14 protein-coding genes are annotated in these 15712 nt (G+C 72.3%); 6 read left to right on the top strand and 8 right to left on the bottom strand.

All coding sequences use genetic code 11. From position 1 onward, the window contains the following. Window positions 1–52 precede the first annotated feature (52 nt). The 6 genes from LO763_RS17275 to LO763_RS17250 all read right to left on the bottom strand — a co-directional run bounded on the left by LO763_RS17275 (window position 53) and on the right by LO763_RS17250 (window position 6796). Window positions 53–1312, bottom strand: a complete 1260-nt coding sequence (locus LO763_RS17275; protein ID WP_230786577.1) for a family 1 glycosylhydrolase — start codon at window positions 1310–1312, stop codon at window positions 53–55. Next, the gene (locus LO763_RS17270) at window positions 1309–2175 is read right to left on the bottom strand and encodes a carbohydrate ABC transporter permease (protein ID WP_230786575.1); all 867 of its coding nucleotides are present in this window, start codon (window positions 2173–2175) and stop codon (window positions 1309–1311) included. Before LO763_RS17270 ends, LO763_RS17275 begins: the two co-directional genes overlap by 4 nt. After that, the gene (locus LO763_RS17265; RefSeq protein WP_230786574.1) at window positions 2172–3122 is read right to left on the bottom strand and encodes a carbohydrate ABC transporter permease; all 951 of its coding nucleotides are present in this window, start codon (window positions 3120–3122) and stop codon (window positions 2172–2174) included. Before LO763_RS17265 ends, LO763_RS17270 begins: the two co-directional genes overlap by 4 nt. Window positions 3123–3186: 64 nt before the next feature. Next, window positions 3187–4446 carry an ABC transporter substrate-binding protein gene (locus tag LO763_RS17260; RefSeq protein WP_230786572.1) on the bottom strand — a complete coding sequence of 420 codons (1260 nt, stop codon included), beginning with the start codon at window positions 4444–4446 and terminating at the stop codon, window positions 3187–3189. 139 nt (window positions 4447–4585) lie between these two features. Continuing rightward, a complete protein-coding gene (locus LO763_RS17255; RefSeq protein ID WP_230786570.1) occupies window positions 4586–5596 on the bottom strand; it encodes a LacI family DNA-binding transcriptional regulator in 1011 nt (336 codons plus the stop codon). Between the two features lie 108 nt (window positions 5597–5704). Beyond that, on the bottom strand, window positions 5705–6796 hold the full coding sequence (locus tag LO763_RS17250; protein ID WP_230786568.1) for a cellulose binding domain-containing protein: 1092 nt from the start codon (window positions 6794–6796) through the stop codon (window positions 5705–5707). Between the two features lie 249 nt (window positions 6797–7045). On the opposite strand from LO763_RS17250, the gene LO763_RS17245 reads away from it, so the two are divergent. From LO763_RS17245 to LO763_RS17220, 6 genes are all read left to right on the top strand, one after another. Further along, window positions 7046–8674, top strand: coding sequence for an SLC13 family permease (locus LO763_RS17245; RefSeq protein ID WP_230786566.1), 1629 nt, complete (start codon window positions 7046–7048; stop codon window positions 8672–8674). A 101-nt stretch (window positions 8675–8775) separates the two neighbouring features. Further along, the gene (locus tag LO763_RS17240; protein ID WP_230786563.1) at window positions 8776–9663 is read left to right on the top strand and encodes a LysR family transcriptional regulator; all 888 of its coding nucleotides are present in this window, start codon (window positions 8776–8778) and stop codon (window positions 9661–9663) included. Between the two features lie 196 nt (window positions 9664–9859). Further along, window positions 9860–10942, top strand: coding sequence for a tartrate dehydrogenase (locus LO763_RS17235; protein ID WP_230786560.1), 1083 nt, complete (start codon window positions 9860–9862; stop codon window positions 10940–10942). Window positions 10943–11110: 168 nt separating this feature from the next. Further along, window positions 11111–11896 carry a hypothetical protein gene (locus LO763_RS17230; RefSeq protein ID WP_230786558.1) on the top strand — a complete coding sequence of 262 codons (786 nt, stop codon included), beginning with the start codon at window positions 11111–11113 and terminating at the stop codon, window positions 11894–11896. Next, window positions 11893–12375, top strand: coding sequence for a phage holin family protein (locus tag LO763_RS17225; RefSeq protein WP_230786557.1), 483 nt, complete (start codon window positions 11893–11895; stop codon window positions 12373–12375). The genes LO763_RS17230 and LO763_RS17225 overlap by 4 nt, the downstream gene beginning before the upstream one ends. Further along, entirely contained in the window at window positions 12372–12851 is a 480-nt protein-coding gene (locus LO763_RS17220; protein ID WP_230786555.1) for a DUF3618 domain-containing protein, read from the top strand. Before LO763_RS17225 ends, LO763_RS17220 begins: the two co-directional genes overlap by 4 nt. Window positions 12852–12949: 98 nt before the next feature. Here LO763_RS17220 and LO763_RS17215 read toward each other — a convergent pair whose 3' ends face one another. Together LO763_RS17215 and LO763_RS17210 are read right to left on the bottom strand one after the other, a co-directional pair. Then, on the bottom strand, window positions 12950–13960 hold the full coding sequence (locus tag LO763_RS17215; RefSeq protein ID WP_230786554.1) for a hypothetical protein: 1011 nt from the start codon (window positions 13958–13960) through the stop codon (window positions 12950–12952). A gap of 315 nt (window positions 13961–14275) precedes the next feature. Further along, window positions 14276–15700, bottom strand: a complete 1425-nt coding sequence (locus LO763_RS17210) for a dihydrolipoyl dehydrogenase family protein (protein ID WP_230786551.1) — start codon at window positions 15698–15700, stop codon at window positions 14276–14278. Between the last annotated feature and the right edge of the window lie 12 nt (window positions 15701–15712).

The raw sequence follows: 15712 nt of genomic DNA, 5'->3' as shown, positions 1-15712 counted from the left end.
GCGGCGAGGCGACCGCGGACGAGTCCGCGGCCGCCTCGCCTCCGATCCGGGTTCAGCGCCCCCCGGTCGCGTGGTGGCGGAACCGGTCGGCCACGGCCGTCCGGACGCGGGCCAGCTCGCCGCCGCGCTCCCGGAGCTCCCACAGCCCCATCGTCAGCCGGTGCGCCTCCCGCGGCGCCTGCGAGTGCCGGTAGGTCCACTCGTACATGTCGAACAGCGGCCACCACGTGTACCCGACCACGTCCACACCGGACTCGCGCAGTCCGCGCACGGCCGCGACCGACTCGTCGAGCCAGTCGACGCGCGCCTTCACCGAGTCGGTCACGCACGTCTCGGTCAGCATCACCGGCGCCCCGTACCGGTCCGCCGCCGCGCGCAGCAGCTCGACCAGCCCGGCCGCCCCGTCGTCCCGCGCCGGGCGCGGGTCGGGGAAGCCCCCGGAGTGGAACACCCCGGCCTCGAACACCTCGGTCGAGTGCAGCGGGTAGTAGTTGACGCCCATGACGTCCGGGTGCACCGGGTCGGCCGCGAACCACGCCAGGTCCCCGTCGGACCAGCCGTTGGCGCGCAGGAACGGCTCCAGCGGATGGGACCCGCCGACCCGGCCCGTCACCAGGTCCTCCACGAGGTGCACCTGCTCCCGCAGCCGCGCCGCGTGCTCGCGGTGCTCCGGGGCGTCGACGTCGCCCGCGTAGCGCTGGCCCGCGTCCACGTGCACGAACACCGCCGCCTCGCCCAGGACCTCGCGCATGGCGCGCTGCGCCAGCACGAACCCGCGCCCCAGCTGCCTCACGATCGCGCTCAGCCCCTCGGGGCCCGACAGGTACGGCGGCCAGTACGCGTACTCGCCGGAGAACTGCGCGTGGATCATCGGCTCGTTCACCGGCGTGTACTCGGCGAACCCCAGGTGGGCGTAGCGCTCGGCCACCCGCGCCGAGTACTCGGCGACGCGCTCGGGGTAGTCCGGGTTCGCGAACTGCCCCTCCAGCCACAGCGGCGTCCCGTAGTGCATGAGGTCCACGATCGGCCGCAGGCCCAGCTCCGCGAAGCGGTCCATGACCCGGTCGAGCCAGCCCCACTCCCACCGGTCCCGCCCGGGCTGGATCCGGTACCAGGGCACGCCCCACCGCACCAGCTCCGCGCCCGCGTCCCCGGCCAGGCCGAGGTCGGCGTGCCAGTGCGCGTAGTGCTCGGTGAGCTCGTACTCGTCGATCGGCCGCTGGCCGGGGCCGGCCTGCGGCACGAAGGTGTCCTCGACACCGACGGCGAAGTGCAGCGATCCGTCGCGGTGCCATTGCGGGGGAGCGGTCATTTGAGTCCTGTCGTGGCGATGTTCTCGATGAAGCGGCGTTGTACGAAGAGGAAGGCGACGACCAGCGGCACGATCGCGATGAGCGAGCCGGCCATCATCACGCCGTGCGGCACGATGCCGCTGGGCCCGGTCAGCAGCGTCAGGCCCGAGGTGATGGTGCCCATCTCGGCGTCGGTGGTGAACACCAGCGGCCACAGGAGGTCGTTCCAGTTGTTCACGAACGTGAACAGCCCCAGGGTGAGCAGGGCGGGCATCGCGTTCGGCAGCACGACCGACCGGAAGATCCGGAACTCGCCCGCGCCGTCCATGCGCGCGGCCGCGTCGATGTCGCGGGGCAGCGCGAGGAAGAACTGGCGCAGGAAGAAGATCCCGAACGCGTCGGCCGCGCGCGGCGCGATGAGCCCGGCGTACGTGTTCACCCAGCCCAGGTCCGCCACCAGCTGGTAGAGCGGGATGAGCGTGGCCTGGAAGGGGATCATGAGCGTCGCGATGATCGCGACCAGCAGGACCTTGCGGCCGGTGAAGTCGATGCGCGCCAGGGCGTACGCGGCCAGGGAGTCGAAGACCAGCGCGAACGCCGTCACCCCGCCCGCGAACAGGAAGCTGTTGCCGATCAGCCGGGCGAACGGCAGCTCGGAGGTGACCTCCTTGAGGTTGTCGAGCGTCCACGTGTCCGGCAGGAGGCTCGGCGGGAACGCGTTCACCTCCCCGGCGGGCTTGAACGCGGTGAGCACGATGATCGCGATGGGCAGCAGCACGATCGCGCTCACCACGACGAGGGCCAGCGTCGCGAGGACCGTGCTCGGGCGGAGTTCGCGCAGCCTCCGGCGCGCGGTGGTCAGGGTGCCGCCGAGGGCGCTCATGACAGGTCCTTCTCTCTGCGGCCGAAGAACACGAACTGGACCAGGCTCAGGATCAGCGTCGCGACGAGCAGCACGTAGGACAGCGCCGACGCGAAGCCGATGTCGAGCTTGCGGAACCCGGACTCGTAGATCTCCATGACCACGGTCTGGGTGTTGCCGTAGGGGCCGCCGCCGGTCATGACGTAGATCTGGTCGAACGCCTGGAGCGCGGCGATGGTCGCGAAGACCAGCACGAACGCCATCGTGTTGGACAGCATGGGCAGCGTGATGTTCCGCAGCCGCGACCACGGCCCGGCCCCGTCCATCCGCGCGGCCTCGTACAGCGAGTTCGGGATGTCCTGGAGCCCGGCGAGGAAGATGACGAAGTAGAAGCCGAACAGCTTCCACACCGCGACGAACGCGACCATCGGCATGGCCCAGGTCGGGTCCTCCAGGACGTTGCCCATCCTGATCCCCATGCCGCGCAGCCAGTAGTTCACCAGGCCCACCTGCGGGTCGATGAGGTAGCTCCACGCGAACGCCGCCACGGCGAACGAGACGACGAACGGCACGAACAGCGCGGTCCTGAAGAACGACCGGAACGGCATGCGGGGGCTGTTGAGCAGCAGCGCCAGCCCCAGCGCCGCGATCACCGCCGTCGGGGTGAACAGCACCGTGTACAGCACGGTGTTGGTGACCGCGTTCAGGATGTCCGGGTCGGTGAAGACCGCGGCGTAGTTCTCGAGCCCGACCCACTCCTCGCGGCCGAACCCGCTCGCGTCGGTGAACGACAGCCGCAGGGCCGAGATCATCGGCCAGACCACGAACAGGCCCAGGACGATCAGCGCGGGCGCCAGGAACAGCAGCGCCTTCGTGTTGCGCCCCGCGGGGCTGCCGGTGGCGCGGCGCCGCCCGCCCAGGGGGGCCGGCGGGCGGTACCGGCGGACCGGCGGATGGTCAGCACTCATGGTTTCCTCTCAACCTCGGCGGGAGGGGCGCCCGGGCCGGGCGCCCCCGACTAAGGCGCGCTGGTCAGTCTTCGAGCGCCGCTTGGACCTCGGCCTGGGCCTCGGCGAGGAGCGCGTCCACGTCCTCGCCCGCGACGGCCCGCTGCGTCAGTTCGTCGACGGCGCTGAGCACGTCGACGCTGTTGACCACGCCCGGCAGCAGGGGCCGGCCGGTCGCCGCGATCTCGGTCAGGGACGCCACCACCGGGTTCTCGGCGACCGCCTCGGCCGGGATGTCGGTCCGCAGCGGCGGCCAGCCGGAGCCGAGCGACCACTTCACGGAGTTCTCCTCGTTGAGGAAGAACGAGAGGAACTCCTCGGCCGCGGCCTGCTCGGCGCGGCTGGTGTCGACGGTGACGGCCATGGAGACGCCGATCGCCGAGGCGGCCTGCTCCGCGGGCCCGGCCGGGAGCGGGGCGATCGCGTAGTCGATGCCGTTCTCGGTGGCGATCGAGGCCATCCAGGGGCCGCCGACGGTCATGGCGGCCTTGCCGCCGCTGAACAGCTCGTCGGCGCCGATGCCGTCGACGCCGGTGGGGGAGATCTGGTCGGCGGCGATCGCGCCGCTCCAGAACTCGAGCGTCTCGGCGTTCTCCGGCGAGTCGATCACCGCTTCGCCGCCGTCGACGATGCCGCCGCCGTTGCCGTAGAACAGCGAGGGCCACAGGCCGTTCGCGACCGTCGCGTGGTCGGGGAGCACGACGCCGTACTGCTCGGGCGTGCCGTCGCCGTCCTCGTCCACGGTGAGCCGCTTCGCGGCCTCGACCCACTCGTCCCAGGTCTGCGGGAACTCGTCCACGCCCCCGGCCTCGAAGAGCGCGGTGTTGTAGTACACCGCCAGGGGCACGAAGCCGCTCGGCACGCCGAACTTCTCGCCCTCGACCTCCTCCATCTCGACGGCGCCGGGGACCAGGTTCGCGGTGTTGCTCGCCTCGTCGGCGTAGAAGTCGTCCAGCGAGGCGAAGGCGCCCTTGGAGGCGTACACGGGGAGGCGCTCGGCGGGCATGGCCACCAGGCCGGGCCCCTCGCCCGCGGAGAGCGCGGTGAGCAGCGTGTCGTCGATGCTGTCCCAGGTCTTCAGTTCGGTGTCGATGGTGATGTCGTCGTGCGAGGCGTTGAAGTCGGCGACGATCTCCTCGAGCACGTCGCCGTCGGCCTCGGAGTAGCCGTGCCAGAAGGTGAGTTCGACCGGGCCGTCGTCCTCGCCGCCGCCCGAGCAGCCCGCCACCGCCGCCGTGAGCGCGAGCGCCGCGGCGGCGCCCGTCCAGATCCGCGTGCGTGTCATGTCCAATTCCCTCTCGATGCGAGACTGCGCTGTCTGCGCCTAGTGCAACGTTGTAAAAACGTGAGTCTTGTACAACGTTGTAATTTCTGGATCGTACGTCGCCCCTCGCGGCCCTGTCAACACGGGGCCGCCCCCGGGCTCACCCGCGGGGCGCGGACTCCCGCTCGACGATGCTGAAATCGGCCAGTCGCGTGGCGGGCGCGGCGTCCCTCCCGCCGCCGATGCGCTCGAGCAGCGTCTCGACCGCGGTCCGCCCGATCCACTCGCGGCCCGGGTCGACCGTGGTGAGCGAGGGGATCGCGTAGGCGGCCTCGTCCAGGTCGTCGAAGCCGAGCACCGCCACGTCCTCGGGGACGCGCAGGCCCGCCTCCTGGAGCACGCGCATCGCGCCGAGCGCGAGCGTGTCGTTGAAGCCGAAGACCGCGTCGAACGGCGCGCCGCGGTCGAGCAGCTCGCGCATGGCGCGCGCCCCGTCGGCCCGGTGCCACAGGGTCGCGTGCGCGACGATGCGCCCGTCGTACCCGATGCCGTGCGCCTCCAGGGCCTCCCGGTAGCCGCGCAGGCGCGCGCGGGCCGAGCCGAAGACCTCGTCCTCGTACTCGCCGATGACGGCGATGCGCCGCCGCCCCGAGGCGATGAGGTACTCGGTGGCGGCGCGGGCCGCCTCGGCGTTGCGCATGGAGACGTGGTCGCTGGGCCAGTCGAACACCGGCTCGCCGAGCAGCACCAGCGGGAAGGGCACGTCGAGCGCGTCGGCGTCCTCCTGCCGCATCCCCAGCGGACTGAGGATGAGGCCGTCGGTCATGCGCAGCCGCGGGCTCCGCAGCAGGGCCAGCTCGCGGTCGCGGTCGCCGCCGGTCTGCTCGACGAGGGTGACCAGGCCGGAGCGCTCGGCGGCGGCGATGACGAAGCTGGCGAGCTCGGCGAAGTAGCTCAGGTTGAGTTCGGGGACGGCCAGGGCGATCGCGCCGGTGCGGCCCTTGCGCAGGCCCCGGGCGGTGAGGTTCGGCCGGTAGTCCAGCTCGGCGATCGCGCGCTCGACCTTCTCGCGGGTGGCGGGCCTGACGTGGGGGTGGCCGTTGACCACGTTCGACACCGTCTTGAACGACACGCCCGCGAGGTCCGCGACGTCGTGCAGGGTCGCCGCCATGGCACCTCCTCGAATCCTCACGATCGTACAACGATGCAAACGGACATTCCCGGGGCGAAGCGGCGGCGCCCGCCTCCCCACCGGAGACGGGCGCCGCGACCGCGGGTGCTACAGGATCGGGTCGAGGGCCTCGAACCAGTTCGCGGCGATCTTGACGTAGCCGTCCTCGTCGGGGTGGACCCCGTCGTAGGTGTCGACGGCGGGGTCGAAGCCGGTCCACTGGTCGACCACCGTGATCGGCGACTCCGCGGTGGTCAGCCCGGCGGCCCAGCCGGGGATCTCGGCGTTGAAGTCGATCGCCCGCTGCGGGCAGTCGGTGCACCCGAAGGACGCGTCCGGGTGCAGCGGGATGATCTGGGCGACCAGGATGACCGCGTCCGGGTTGAGCTCGCGCAGGTCCTCCACGATGGCGGTGTAGGCGGCGAGGATCTGCGCGGGCGGGACCGCCGACCAGACGTCGTTGGTGGCGAAGTGCATCATGAGCACGTCGGGGGTGTTCTGCTCCAGCCAGCCGCGCACGCTCCCGTTCGCGACCGACTGCGTGACCAGGAAGCCGCCGTGCCCCTCGTGGTCGGGGTCGGACCCGGCCGGGTTGCAGGCCTGCGACAGCGAGCCGACGAAGTCGACCTCGTGGCCGGCCTGGTCGAGCAGGCTCCACAGGTTGCCGCGCCAGCAGCCGGGGCTGCCGGTGATCGAGTCGCCCAGCGGCATGATCGAGACCGGTCCGCCAGGCTCCTCGGTCGGCGGGTCCGTGGGGTCGGTCGGCGGGTCGGTGGGGTCGACCTGGCCGTCGCACAGGTCGCCGTTGACGGTGACGCCGGTGGGCGCTGCGGCGCTGCCGGAGCCGATGAGGCCGAAGACCTCGCGGGTCTGGCCCGAGCCGATGGCGGCGTTCCAGCCGACGTCCGAGCCGGTGAACGCGGTCCCGGACTGGCTCCAGTCGACGTTCCAGGCGCTGCCGACGGTGGTACCCGAGGGGAAGGCCCACTCGATCTCCCAGCCGTCGATGGCCTCGTCGGCCGTGATGGCGACGTTGGCCTGGAATCCCGAGCCCCAGCTGCCGACCACGGTGTAGTCCACTTCGCAGCCCTCCTCGGCGAGTGCCGGGCTCGCCGAGGCGACCATCAGGGCGCCGGTGCCGAGCGCCGTGACGGCCACGGCGGTCATGGTGAGGCGCTTGCGGTTTCGAGTCGTTCGCATATGTCGTCCTTCGAGGTGAAGAGAGCGCTCCCAAAGTGAGTGTCGAGGTGAGCGGAGCGTACCAAGCCTTAATTTAGGCAGTCAAGTATTGGCATACGTGAACGTCCAGGCCCCCGGCCTCGGCATCCGCGGGCGACGCCACCGCGTTTTCCGATAGGCGTTGCCTATATGCCGCAAAGGAGACAAGTCTTGGACTGGGAGCGAGGGCGGATGAGACAGTCGCCACAACCTAGACCTCAAGGAGGAGGCATGGTGTCCGACCCCGCCTCGCAGGCGTCCCCCGACGCCGCCGGCGCCCCCCGCACCGATGTGGACAAGGCCCTCCTGGGCGGCTCCACCTACCGCAGCCTCACCGAACTCGGCTCCGGCGCCGATGAGCGGTTCGAGAGGGGCCGCCGCCTCGTCGGCTGGTTCCTCGCCCCCCTCGTGTCCGTCGTCTTCTACTTCCTCCCGCTCGACCTGGCGAGCGACCAGCAGTCCCTCGCGGCCGTCCTCCTCGGCGTGGTCGTCCTGTGGATCTGCGAGCCCATCCCCATCCCCGTCGGCGGCCTCATCGGGGTCAGCGCGATCATCCTGCTCGGCGTCGCCCCCTCCGGCGACGTCCTGGCGCCCTTCGGCTCCAGCACCGTCTTCACCTTCATCGGGGCGTTCATCCTCGCCGCGGCGATGCTCAAGCACGGCGTCGCCCAGCGCGTCGCCTACTTCATCCTGGGGCTGCCCGGCGTCGGCAGGTCCACGGTCCGGACCATCATCGCCTTCGGTGCCGTCACCTGCGTCCTCTCGGCGTTCATCTCCAACACCGCCACGGTCGCGATGCTCATGCCCACGGCCATGGGCATCCTCGCCGTCATCGCGCGGCTCATGCAGGACCAGGGGGTCGTCCGCCCCGACTTCGACCCGCTGCGGCTGCGCGTCGGCGCCGCCCTGATGCTCATGCTCGCCTACGGCGCCAGCGTCGGCGGCCTGCTCACGCCCGTCGGATCTCCGCCGAACCTCATCGGCCGCGGCCTCATCGAGGAGGCCACCGGCGAGCGCATCTCCTTCGGGCAGTGGATGGTCATGGCCCTGCCGATCTGCGCCATCATGTTCGCCGTCCTCGCGGTCGTGCTGATCCTGGTGAACAAGCCCGAGATCCGCCGCATCGAGGGCGTCGAGGAGTACATCCGCGAGCGCCGCGCCGAGCAGGGCCCGATGGGCCGCGCCGAGAAGAACACCGTGATCGCCTTCCTGGTCACCGTGGTGCTGTGGCTCATCCCCGCCGTCGTCGGCCTCGTCGCCGGCACCGACTCCTCGACGTACGCCAGCGTCTCCGACCGGCTCGACGAGGGCGTGTCCGCCGTCATCGGCGCCTCGCTGCTGTTCATCCTGCCGATCAGCTGGAAGCGCCAGGAGCCCACACTGACCTGGAAGGACGCCGCGAAGATCGACTGGGGCACGATCCTGCTGTTCGGCACCGGCATCATCTTCGGCGCGCTGCTGGCCTCGACCGGGCTCGCCGAGACCATCGGCAACGGCGCCTCGGACACGCTCGGCATCTCCAGCACGTTCGCGATCACGGTGTTCGCGGTGGTGCTGGCGATCCTCATCTCCGAGACCACGAGCAACACCGCCTCCGCGGCGGTCGTGGTGCCGATCATCATCCCGCTGGCGGTGGCGGCGGGCGTCGACCCGCTCGTCCCGGCGATGGGCGCGACCTTCGCCGCGTCCATGGGCTTCATGCTGCCGGTCTCGACGCCGCAGAACGCCATCGTCTACGGCACCGGCGCGGTGCCGATGACCAGGATGATCAGATCGGGCGTCACGTTCGACGTCATCGGCGCGGTCGTCATCGTCGCCCTCATCGGCGTGATGGTCGCCGTCGCGGGCATCGGCGGCTGACACCCGCTCAAGGCCCGCGGCGGCATCTGAGACGCCGCCGCGGGCCTACACTTCTCCGATAGGCGGCGCCTATCGACGGGCCGCCGGGCGGACGGAGGGGCATGGACGCACGCCAGCTGGGCTACTTCCTCGCCGTGGTCGACCACGGCGGCTTCGGGCGGGCCGCCGACCACATCCACATCGCCCAGCCCTCGCTCTCGCAGGCCATCGCGAACCTGGAGCGCGAACTCGGGGTCCCGCTGTTCCACCGCGTCGGGCGCGGCGTGGTGCTCAGCGAGGCGGGCGCCCTCCTCGTCGAGCCCGCCCGGCAGGTCCTGCGCGACCTCGACGCGGCCCGCTCGGCCGCCCAGTCCGTCAAGGACCTCCAGCGCGGGCGCCTCGACCTCGTCTCCATGCCCTCGCCGGGCATCGAGCCGCTGACGACGATGATGTGCCGCTTCGCCGAGTCCCATCCCGGCATCACGCTCAACGTGGACGGCGCCTTCACCGCCGACGAGGTGGTCGCGAGCGTGCGCACCGGCCTCAGCGAGATCGGCCTGCTCGGCTCCTCCGGCGCGCTCCGCACCGCGGGCCTGCGGGTGGTGCCGCTGGGGGACCAGCCGCTCGTCCTCATCTCGCCGCCCGACCACGGCCTGCCGCCGGGCGACACGGTCCGGCACGAGGACTTCCGGGGCCTGCGGGTCATCGCCTCCCAGCGCGGCAGCCTCATGCGCCGCTTCGTCGACGACCTCGTCGAGCGCGGCACGGAGCTCGTCCTCGCCGCCGAGATCGCGCACCGCACCTCGATCCTGCCCCTGGTGCTGGCCGGGTTCGGGCACGCCGTCATGCCCGAGTCGTGGACGCCGCTGGCCGAGCGCGCCGGGGCCGCCGTCCACCGCATCGAGTCGACCATGCACCTGCGCGCCTCGCTCGTGAGCCGCCCCGAGGGCCTCACCCCGGCCGCGCGGGCGTTCGTCGACATGGCCGCCGCCTGGGCCGCCGACGCGTAGCGGCACTGAGCCGGAGGCTCGCGGTAGTGCTGAGCCGTAGGCTCGCAGCAACACCGAGCCGGAGGCTCACAGCAGCACTGAACCATAGGACCGCCCGATCACGCTCATCGGAGACCGGTGTTGGACACCGGCCGCCCCGGCGTTGTTCACTCGAGTCACCCCCCGCCGCACCCGGCCTGAGAGATTCGGAGCTTCCATGGACGACCCGCAGCGCTTCCGCATCGCCGCCATTCCCGCCGACGGGGTCGGCCGCGAGGTCGTCGCGGCCGGACGCGCCGTCCTCGACGCGGTCGAGGCGAACGCCGGGGGCCGCTTCGCCCTGGAGTGGGAGGAGTTCCCCTGGGGCTCGGACTACTACGCCGAGCACGGCGCCATGATGCCCGAGGACGGCCTGGAGGTCCTGCGCGGCTTCGACGCGATCTACTTCGGCGCCGTCGGCTGGCCCACCGTGCCCGACCACGTCAGCCTGTGGGGCCTGCGGCTGCGCGTGTGCCAGAACTTCGACCAGTGGGCCAACGTCCGGCCCGTCGCCTTCCTGCCCGGCGTCACCAGCCCGCTGCGCAAGGCCGACGACACCCCCCTCGACTGGGTCGTGGTGCGCGAGAACTCCGAGGGGGAGTACGCCGGGATCGGCGGCCGCAACCTCGCCGCGCGCGGCGACGGCGGCGAGGTCGCCGTCCAGTCGGCCCTGTTCACCGAGGTCGGCTGCGAGCGGATCATCCGCTTCGCGTTCGACCTGGCGCGCACCCGCGCGGTCAAGAAGGTCTCCAGCGTCACCAAGAGCAACGCCCAGCAGTACGGCATGGTGCTGTGGGACGAGGTCTTCCGGCGCGTCGCCGCCGACTACCCGGACGTGGAGACCGAGAGCGTCCTGGTGGACGCGATGTCCGCGAAGTTCGTGCTGCGCCCCGAGGACCTCTCGGTGGTCGTGGCCTCGAACCTCCACGCGGACATCCTCTCCGACCTCGGCAGCGCCCTGGCCGGGAGCCTCGGGCTGGCCGCGAGCGCGAACCTCAACCCCGAGCGCCGCTTCCCGAGCATGTTCGAGCCCGTCCACGGCTCGGCCCCGGACATCGCCGGGCAGGGAGTGTGCAACCCGGTCGGCGCCATCGGCAGCGCCGCCATGATGCTCGACCACCTGGGCCTGCACGACGAGGCGAAGGCCGTCCACAGGGCCGTCGAGGCCGCCACGGCGCAGGGCGTCAAGACCCGCGACGTGGGAGGCACCGCCGGCACCGCCGCCGTCACCGAGGCGGTCATCGCCAACCTCGGCGTTTAACGCCCGGAATCTGCGAGCGAAACCCCAGGTGAGGAGAGTCTTCCTCATGTCCGCCGCCGCTGGGCATCGAGGAAGGTGATTGGACGCTTACAGCAGGGGTACGCCGTCGCGAGCGCATTGACACCACTCGACGATCACCCGTCCGGAGGACGGGGAAAGGAGGGGAAGATGAGCTTCGCAGAAAGGCCCGGCGCGGCCGATCCGACGCCAGACGACGCGGTGAGGACATCCGGCACCGCCGACTGGCCCACCGTCGAAGGGACGTCCGGACCGGACACCGGCGGGAAGACCACCGGAGGCGCCGAGGACACCGCCGACACCGCGCGGCGGCGCGGGACGGAAATGGCCCACACGGCCGCCGACGAGGCCAAGAACGTCGCCGGGACCGTGCGCGAGGAGGGGCGGGAGCTGGCCGACGAGGCGAAGGCCGAGATCCGGCACCTCGCCGAAGACACCCGGGCCCAGTTGCGGGAGCAGACCGCGGCCCAGGCCGAGAAGCTCGGCGATTCACTGCGCCGCTTCGGCGACCAGTTCAGCGCGCTGGCCGAGGGCCGTCCGGAGGACGCCGGCCCGCTCGCGGACTACGCCGAGTCGGCCGCCGGCGAGATGCGCCGGGTCGCCGCACGCATGCAGGACGACGGTTTCGACGGCGTCCTCGACGACACCAGGCGCTTCGCGCGCGAACGGCCCGCCATGTTCCTGGGCGCCGCGGTCGTGGCGGGATTCGCGGCCGGCAGGCTGCTCCGCGGCGGCAACGAGGTCCGCAAGGAGCACCCGCGCCATGAGGGCGCCGAGCGCGGTTCGGACACCGAGCCGACCGGCGCGCGCCGGCCCGACCGATGGGCGGGGGAGTACCAGTCCAACCGGTCCGACCGCGACTACCGGCCCAACCCGCCGGTCGGCGAGTACCGGACCGGCCGGGAGGCCGCCGCCGAGGAGACGCCATGGCGATGACCGATGAGACACGGCGGACGGTCCGCGAACCGGACCACGCCGCCCGCGACCGCAACTCCCGGGAGGACCAGTCCCTCGGGACGCTGCTGAGCGACGTCGCCCGCGACGTCAGCGACCTGCTCCGCAAGGAGGTGGAGCTCGCCAAGGTGGAGCTGCGCGAAGAGGCGTCCAAGGCCTCGAAGGCGGGCGCCAAACTCGGCGCCGCGGCGCTGATGGGCCACTTCACGCTCCTGCTGGCGTCGTTCGCCGCGGCGTGGGGCCTGGCCGAGGTCATGCCCGAGGGCTGGGCGTTCCTCATCGTGGCGGTGGTCTACGCGATCGTGGCCGCGGTGCTGTACGTCAACGGCCGCAAGCAGCTCCGCGAGGTCTCGCCGATGCCGCGGCAGACCAGGGAGACGTTGAAGGAGGACGCGTCATGGGTGCGCGAGCAGATGCGATTAGGGACGAGATCGAGAGCACGAGGGAAGACCTCGGCATGACGATCGACGAGATCAACGACCGGGTCAACCCCAAGCGGATGGCCCACCGCGGCAAGGAGCGCGTCCAGCGGCGCGTCCGCACCGTCCGCGAGAAGGTCATGGGCGCCGTCGACGCGGACCAGGTCGAGGGCCAGATCAAGGGCAACCCGCTCGCCGCCGGCCTGATCGCCTTCGGGGTGGGCGCCCTCACGGCCTCGCTCCTGCCCGCGGACCGCACGGCCCGCGAGGCGGCGCAGGCGCTGGCCGACCGGGCCGAGCCCATGGCCGAGCACATGAAGGCCGAGGCCAAGGAGATCGGTGCCGAGATCGGCTCGCACGTCGGGGACACCGCCAAGGAGTCGGCGCATCACCTCGAGGAGAGCGCCAAGGAATCGGTCGAGCACGTCAAGTCCGAGGCGAAGAGCTCGGGCGAGCACGTGAAGGAGGAGTCGCGGCAGGCCGCCGACGACGTCCGCCGGTCTTCACGCGAAGGCTGACCTCTTCCGCCGAGAGCCGGGCCCGCCAGGGCCCGGCTCTCGGCGTGGGCTGCTTCGACATCGCCGCTCAGGTCCCCGGTCGCGAGACGATCCCGGGCCTACCGGGTGGCGGCCACCGCCAGGGTCCCCGGATCACCGGTGAGACCGGCGGAGGAGACGGTGCCGACCCGCTGCCACGATCCGTCGGATCGGCGGATGGAGTGCTTGACGATCTGGCGGCTGCCGTCGAGGTCGATGATCCCGACCTGCATCTCGCCGCCGACGTTCGCCGCGCAGACGGCGAAGGGCGAGTGGCCGTTGAAGACGGACGGCTTCCTGAACCGCTGCCAGGACCCGTCCCCCTTGCGGATGGCGTGGTGGACCTCGCTGGAGCCGTTCAGCGCCACGACGTGGAGCTGGGCGCCGATCCCCGCCAGGGCCACCTGGTTGACGTTCCCGATGTCGCCTGCCGGGCGCTCGACGTCGCCCCAGGTGCTCCATGTCCCATCCGAGGCGCGGACGGCGTGGAGCAGCCTGCCGTCGGCGATGACGGTGGTGCTGATCGTCGTGCCGACCCGGGCGGTGGCGATGTGGCCGATGCGCCCGAAGGTCCGCAGCGCCGTCCAACGGGGCAGCCAGACCCCGTCTTCGCCGCGGACGGTGTGGTACAGGGTGGTGCCCCGCTCAGAGGCGCTGAAGACGTGCAGTTCGCGGCCGAGCGTGGTCGCCGCGACGTGGACGGCGCCCGAGGCGGGGCCCGACTGCGAGGGGATCGGCGTGAACGCCGTCCAGGAGCCGTCGGAGCCGCGCCGGACGGCGTGGTCCGGAGTCCCGCTGTTGATCGTCGCGACGACGTGGAGGTCCGCGGACATGCCCGCGCAGGAGACGCGGAGCAGCGCGCCGGTGGCGGTGGGGACCCCGTCCCAGGTCGGACCCCAGGACCCGTCGCCCCTTCGCCTTCGGTGCATGAGCTCGCCGTCCGCCTGGCCCACCAGGAACTGCGCCTGCCAGTCGGCGGGGGCGGCCGAGGCCGCGGCGGGGGCGAGCGCGCCGAGGCCCGTGCCGACCAGGGCGGCGGCGGGAACGGCGAGGAGCGACCGGTGGAACTGACGGCGGTCGAGTGAGGTCATGTCCGACTCCTTGGCACTTGGACGAGGCTGCGAGCCGCTGCGGTTCGCGATCAGGAGGCGGCCTGGGGGTCGGAGGCCGAATCGATCAGGACCAGTTTGTCGGCGGGCGGAGCCGTTCACAAGGCAGGAGACCGGCAAGACGGGGGCGGGAACCCCTTCCCGGTCGGAGGGGCCCGCGGGCCTCGACGGGGAAGCGGGCCGCGCGGGGGACGAACGAAGGCGCAGGGCGTCGAGCCTCGGAACGCGGGTGCCGCCGCCGTCACCGAGGCGGCCCCGCCCCTCTGGTCGCCTGGGCGGGGCCGCCCGCACTTGGCGTCAGGCGGTCGCGGGCCGCCCGTACTCCTCCAGCAGGCGCAGCCAGATCTCGCTGATGCTCGGGTAGGCCGGGACGGCGTGCCAGAGGCGGTCGACCGGGACCTCGCCGACGACGGTCGTGGTGGCCGCCTGCACGAGCTCGGCGACCTCGGGGCCGACGAAGGTCGCCCCGACCATCACGCCGCGGTCCTCGTCGACGATCATGCGCGCGGCGCCCTCGTATCCGTCCCGGTAGAGGCTCGCCCCGGCGACCGAGCCGAGGTCGTAGTCGACGACGCGGATGTTCCTGCCCTGTTCGCGCAGCTCGTCGGCGGTGGGGCCGACGGCCGCGACCTCGGGTTCGGTGAACACCACCTGCGGGACGGCGGCGTGGTCGGCGGTCGCGACGTGCGCGCCCCACGGCGCGTCGTCGACCGGGCGCCCGGCGGCGCGCGCGGCGATCACGTCGCCCGCGGCGCGCGCCTGGTACTTGCCCTGGTGGGTCAGGAGGGCCCGGCCGTTGACGTCGCCCACGGCGTAGAGCCAGTCGAAGCCCTCGACCCGGAGCGTGTCGTCGGTCTCGAGCTTCGCGCGGCGGTCGAGCCCGATCGTCTCGAGCCCGAGGTCGCCGGTGGCGGGCGAGCGCCCGGCCGCGACGAGCAGCTCGGCGGCGGTCACGGCGCCCTGGTCGGTCTCGACGCGGACGCCGTCGCCGGTGCGCTCGACGCGGAGCGTCTCGACGCCCGTCCTGATCTCGACGCCCTGCGCCCGCAGGGACTCGGCGACGCGGTCGGCCGCGAAGGGCTCGACCCCGCCGAGCAGGCGGCTCCTGGAGAGGATCGTGACCCGGGCGCCGAACGCGGCGTAGACCGTGGCCATCTCGGTCGCGACCACGCCGCCGCCGATGACGGCGAGGCTCTCGGGCACCGTCTTGGCGCTCGTCGCCTCCCGGCTCGTCCACGGCTTCGCTTCGCGGAGCCCGGGGATGCCCGGGAGGTTCGCGACCGAGCCGGTGGCGACCGCGACCGCGTGGCGGGCGCGCAGCACCGTGGTGGCGCCGTCCTCGGCGGTCACGGTGACCTCGCGCTCCCCGCTCAGGCGCCCGTGGCCGCGGACCAGGCCGATGCCGGCGCTCTCGAGCCACTGCACCTGGCCCGAGTCGGACCAGTCGCTGGCGAACGAGTCGCGCCGGCGCAGGACCGCCGCGACGTCGAGCCCGCCGGTGACGGCCTCGGCGGCGCCGGGCACCGCCTTGGCGGCGCTGAGGGCCTGCGGTGAGCGCAGCAGCGCCTTCGACGGCATGCACGCCCAGTACGAGCATTCGCCGCCGACGAGCTCGCGCTCGACGACGACCGTCTCGAGGCCGCCGCGGACGGCTCGGTCGGCGATGTTCTCGCCCACCGGCCCCGCGCCGATGACGACCAGGTCCACTTCGCGGGTGCTCACGGCGCCACCGCC

This window comes from Glycomyces amatae, assembly GCF_020991375.1.
Classification (GTDB): Bacteria; Actinomycetota; Actinomycetes; order Mycobacteriales; family Micromonosporaceae; genus Glycomyces; species Glycomyces amatae.
This window is presented reverse-complemented; position numbering and strand designations above follow the sequence as displayed.

Bases quoted from the DNA above. Each gene is read 5' to 3' on its own strand.
- LO763_RS17255 (WP_230786570.1), bottom strand. From the start codon at position 5,596: ATGGCGGCGACCCTGCACGACGTCGCGGACCTCGCGGGCGTGTCGTTC.
- LO763_RS17270 (WP_230786575.1), bottom strand. From the start codon at position 2,175: ATGAGCGCCCTCGGCGGCACCCTGACCACCGCGCGCCGGAGGCTGCGC.
- LO763_RS17230 (WP_230786558.1), top strand. From the start codon at position 11,111: ATGAGCTTCGCAGAAAGGCCCGGCGCGGCCGATCCGACGCCAGACGAC.
- LO763_RS17250 (WP_230786568.1), bottom strand. From the start codon at position 6,796: ATGCGAACGACTCGAAACCGCAAGCGCCTCACCATGACCGCCGTGGCC.
- LO763_RS17215 (WP_230786554.1), bottom strand. From the start codon at position 13,960: ATGACCTCACTCGACCGCCGTCAGTTCCACCGGTCGCTCCTCGCCGTT.
- LO763_RS17235 (WP_230786560.1), top strand. From the start codon at position 9,860: ATGGACGACCCGCAGCGCTTCCGCATCGCCGCCATTCCCGCCGACGGG.
- LO763_RS17225 (WP_230786557.1), top strand. From the start codon at position 11,893: ATGACCGATGAGACACGGCGGACGGTCCGCGAACCGGACCACGCCGCC.
- LO763_RS17265 (WP_230786574.1), bottom strand. From the start codon at position 3,122: ATGAGTGCTGACCATCCGCCGGTCCGCCGGTACCGCCCGCCGGCCCCC.
- LO763_RS17220 (WP_230786555.1), top strand. From the start codon at position 12,372: ATGACGATCGACGAGATCAACGACCGGGTCAACCCCAAGCGGATGGCC.
- LO763_RS17245 (WP_230786566.1), top strand. From the start codon at position 7,046: ATGGTGTCCGACCCCGCCTCGCAGGCGTCCCCCGACGCCGCCGGCGCC.
- LO763_RS17275 (WP_230786577.1), bottom strand. From the start codon at position 1,312: ATGACCGCTCCCCCGCAATGGCACCGCGACGGATCGCTGCACTTCGCC.
- LO763_RS17240 (WP_230786563.1), top strand. From the start codon at position 8,776: ATGGACGCACGCCAGCTGGGCTACTTCCTCGCCGTGGTCGACCACGGC.
- LO763_RS17260 (WP_230786572.1), bottom strand. From the start codon at position 4,446: ATGACACGCACGCGGATCTGGACGGGCGCCGCCGCGGCGCTCGCGCTC.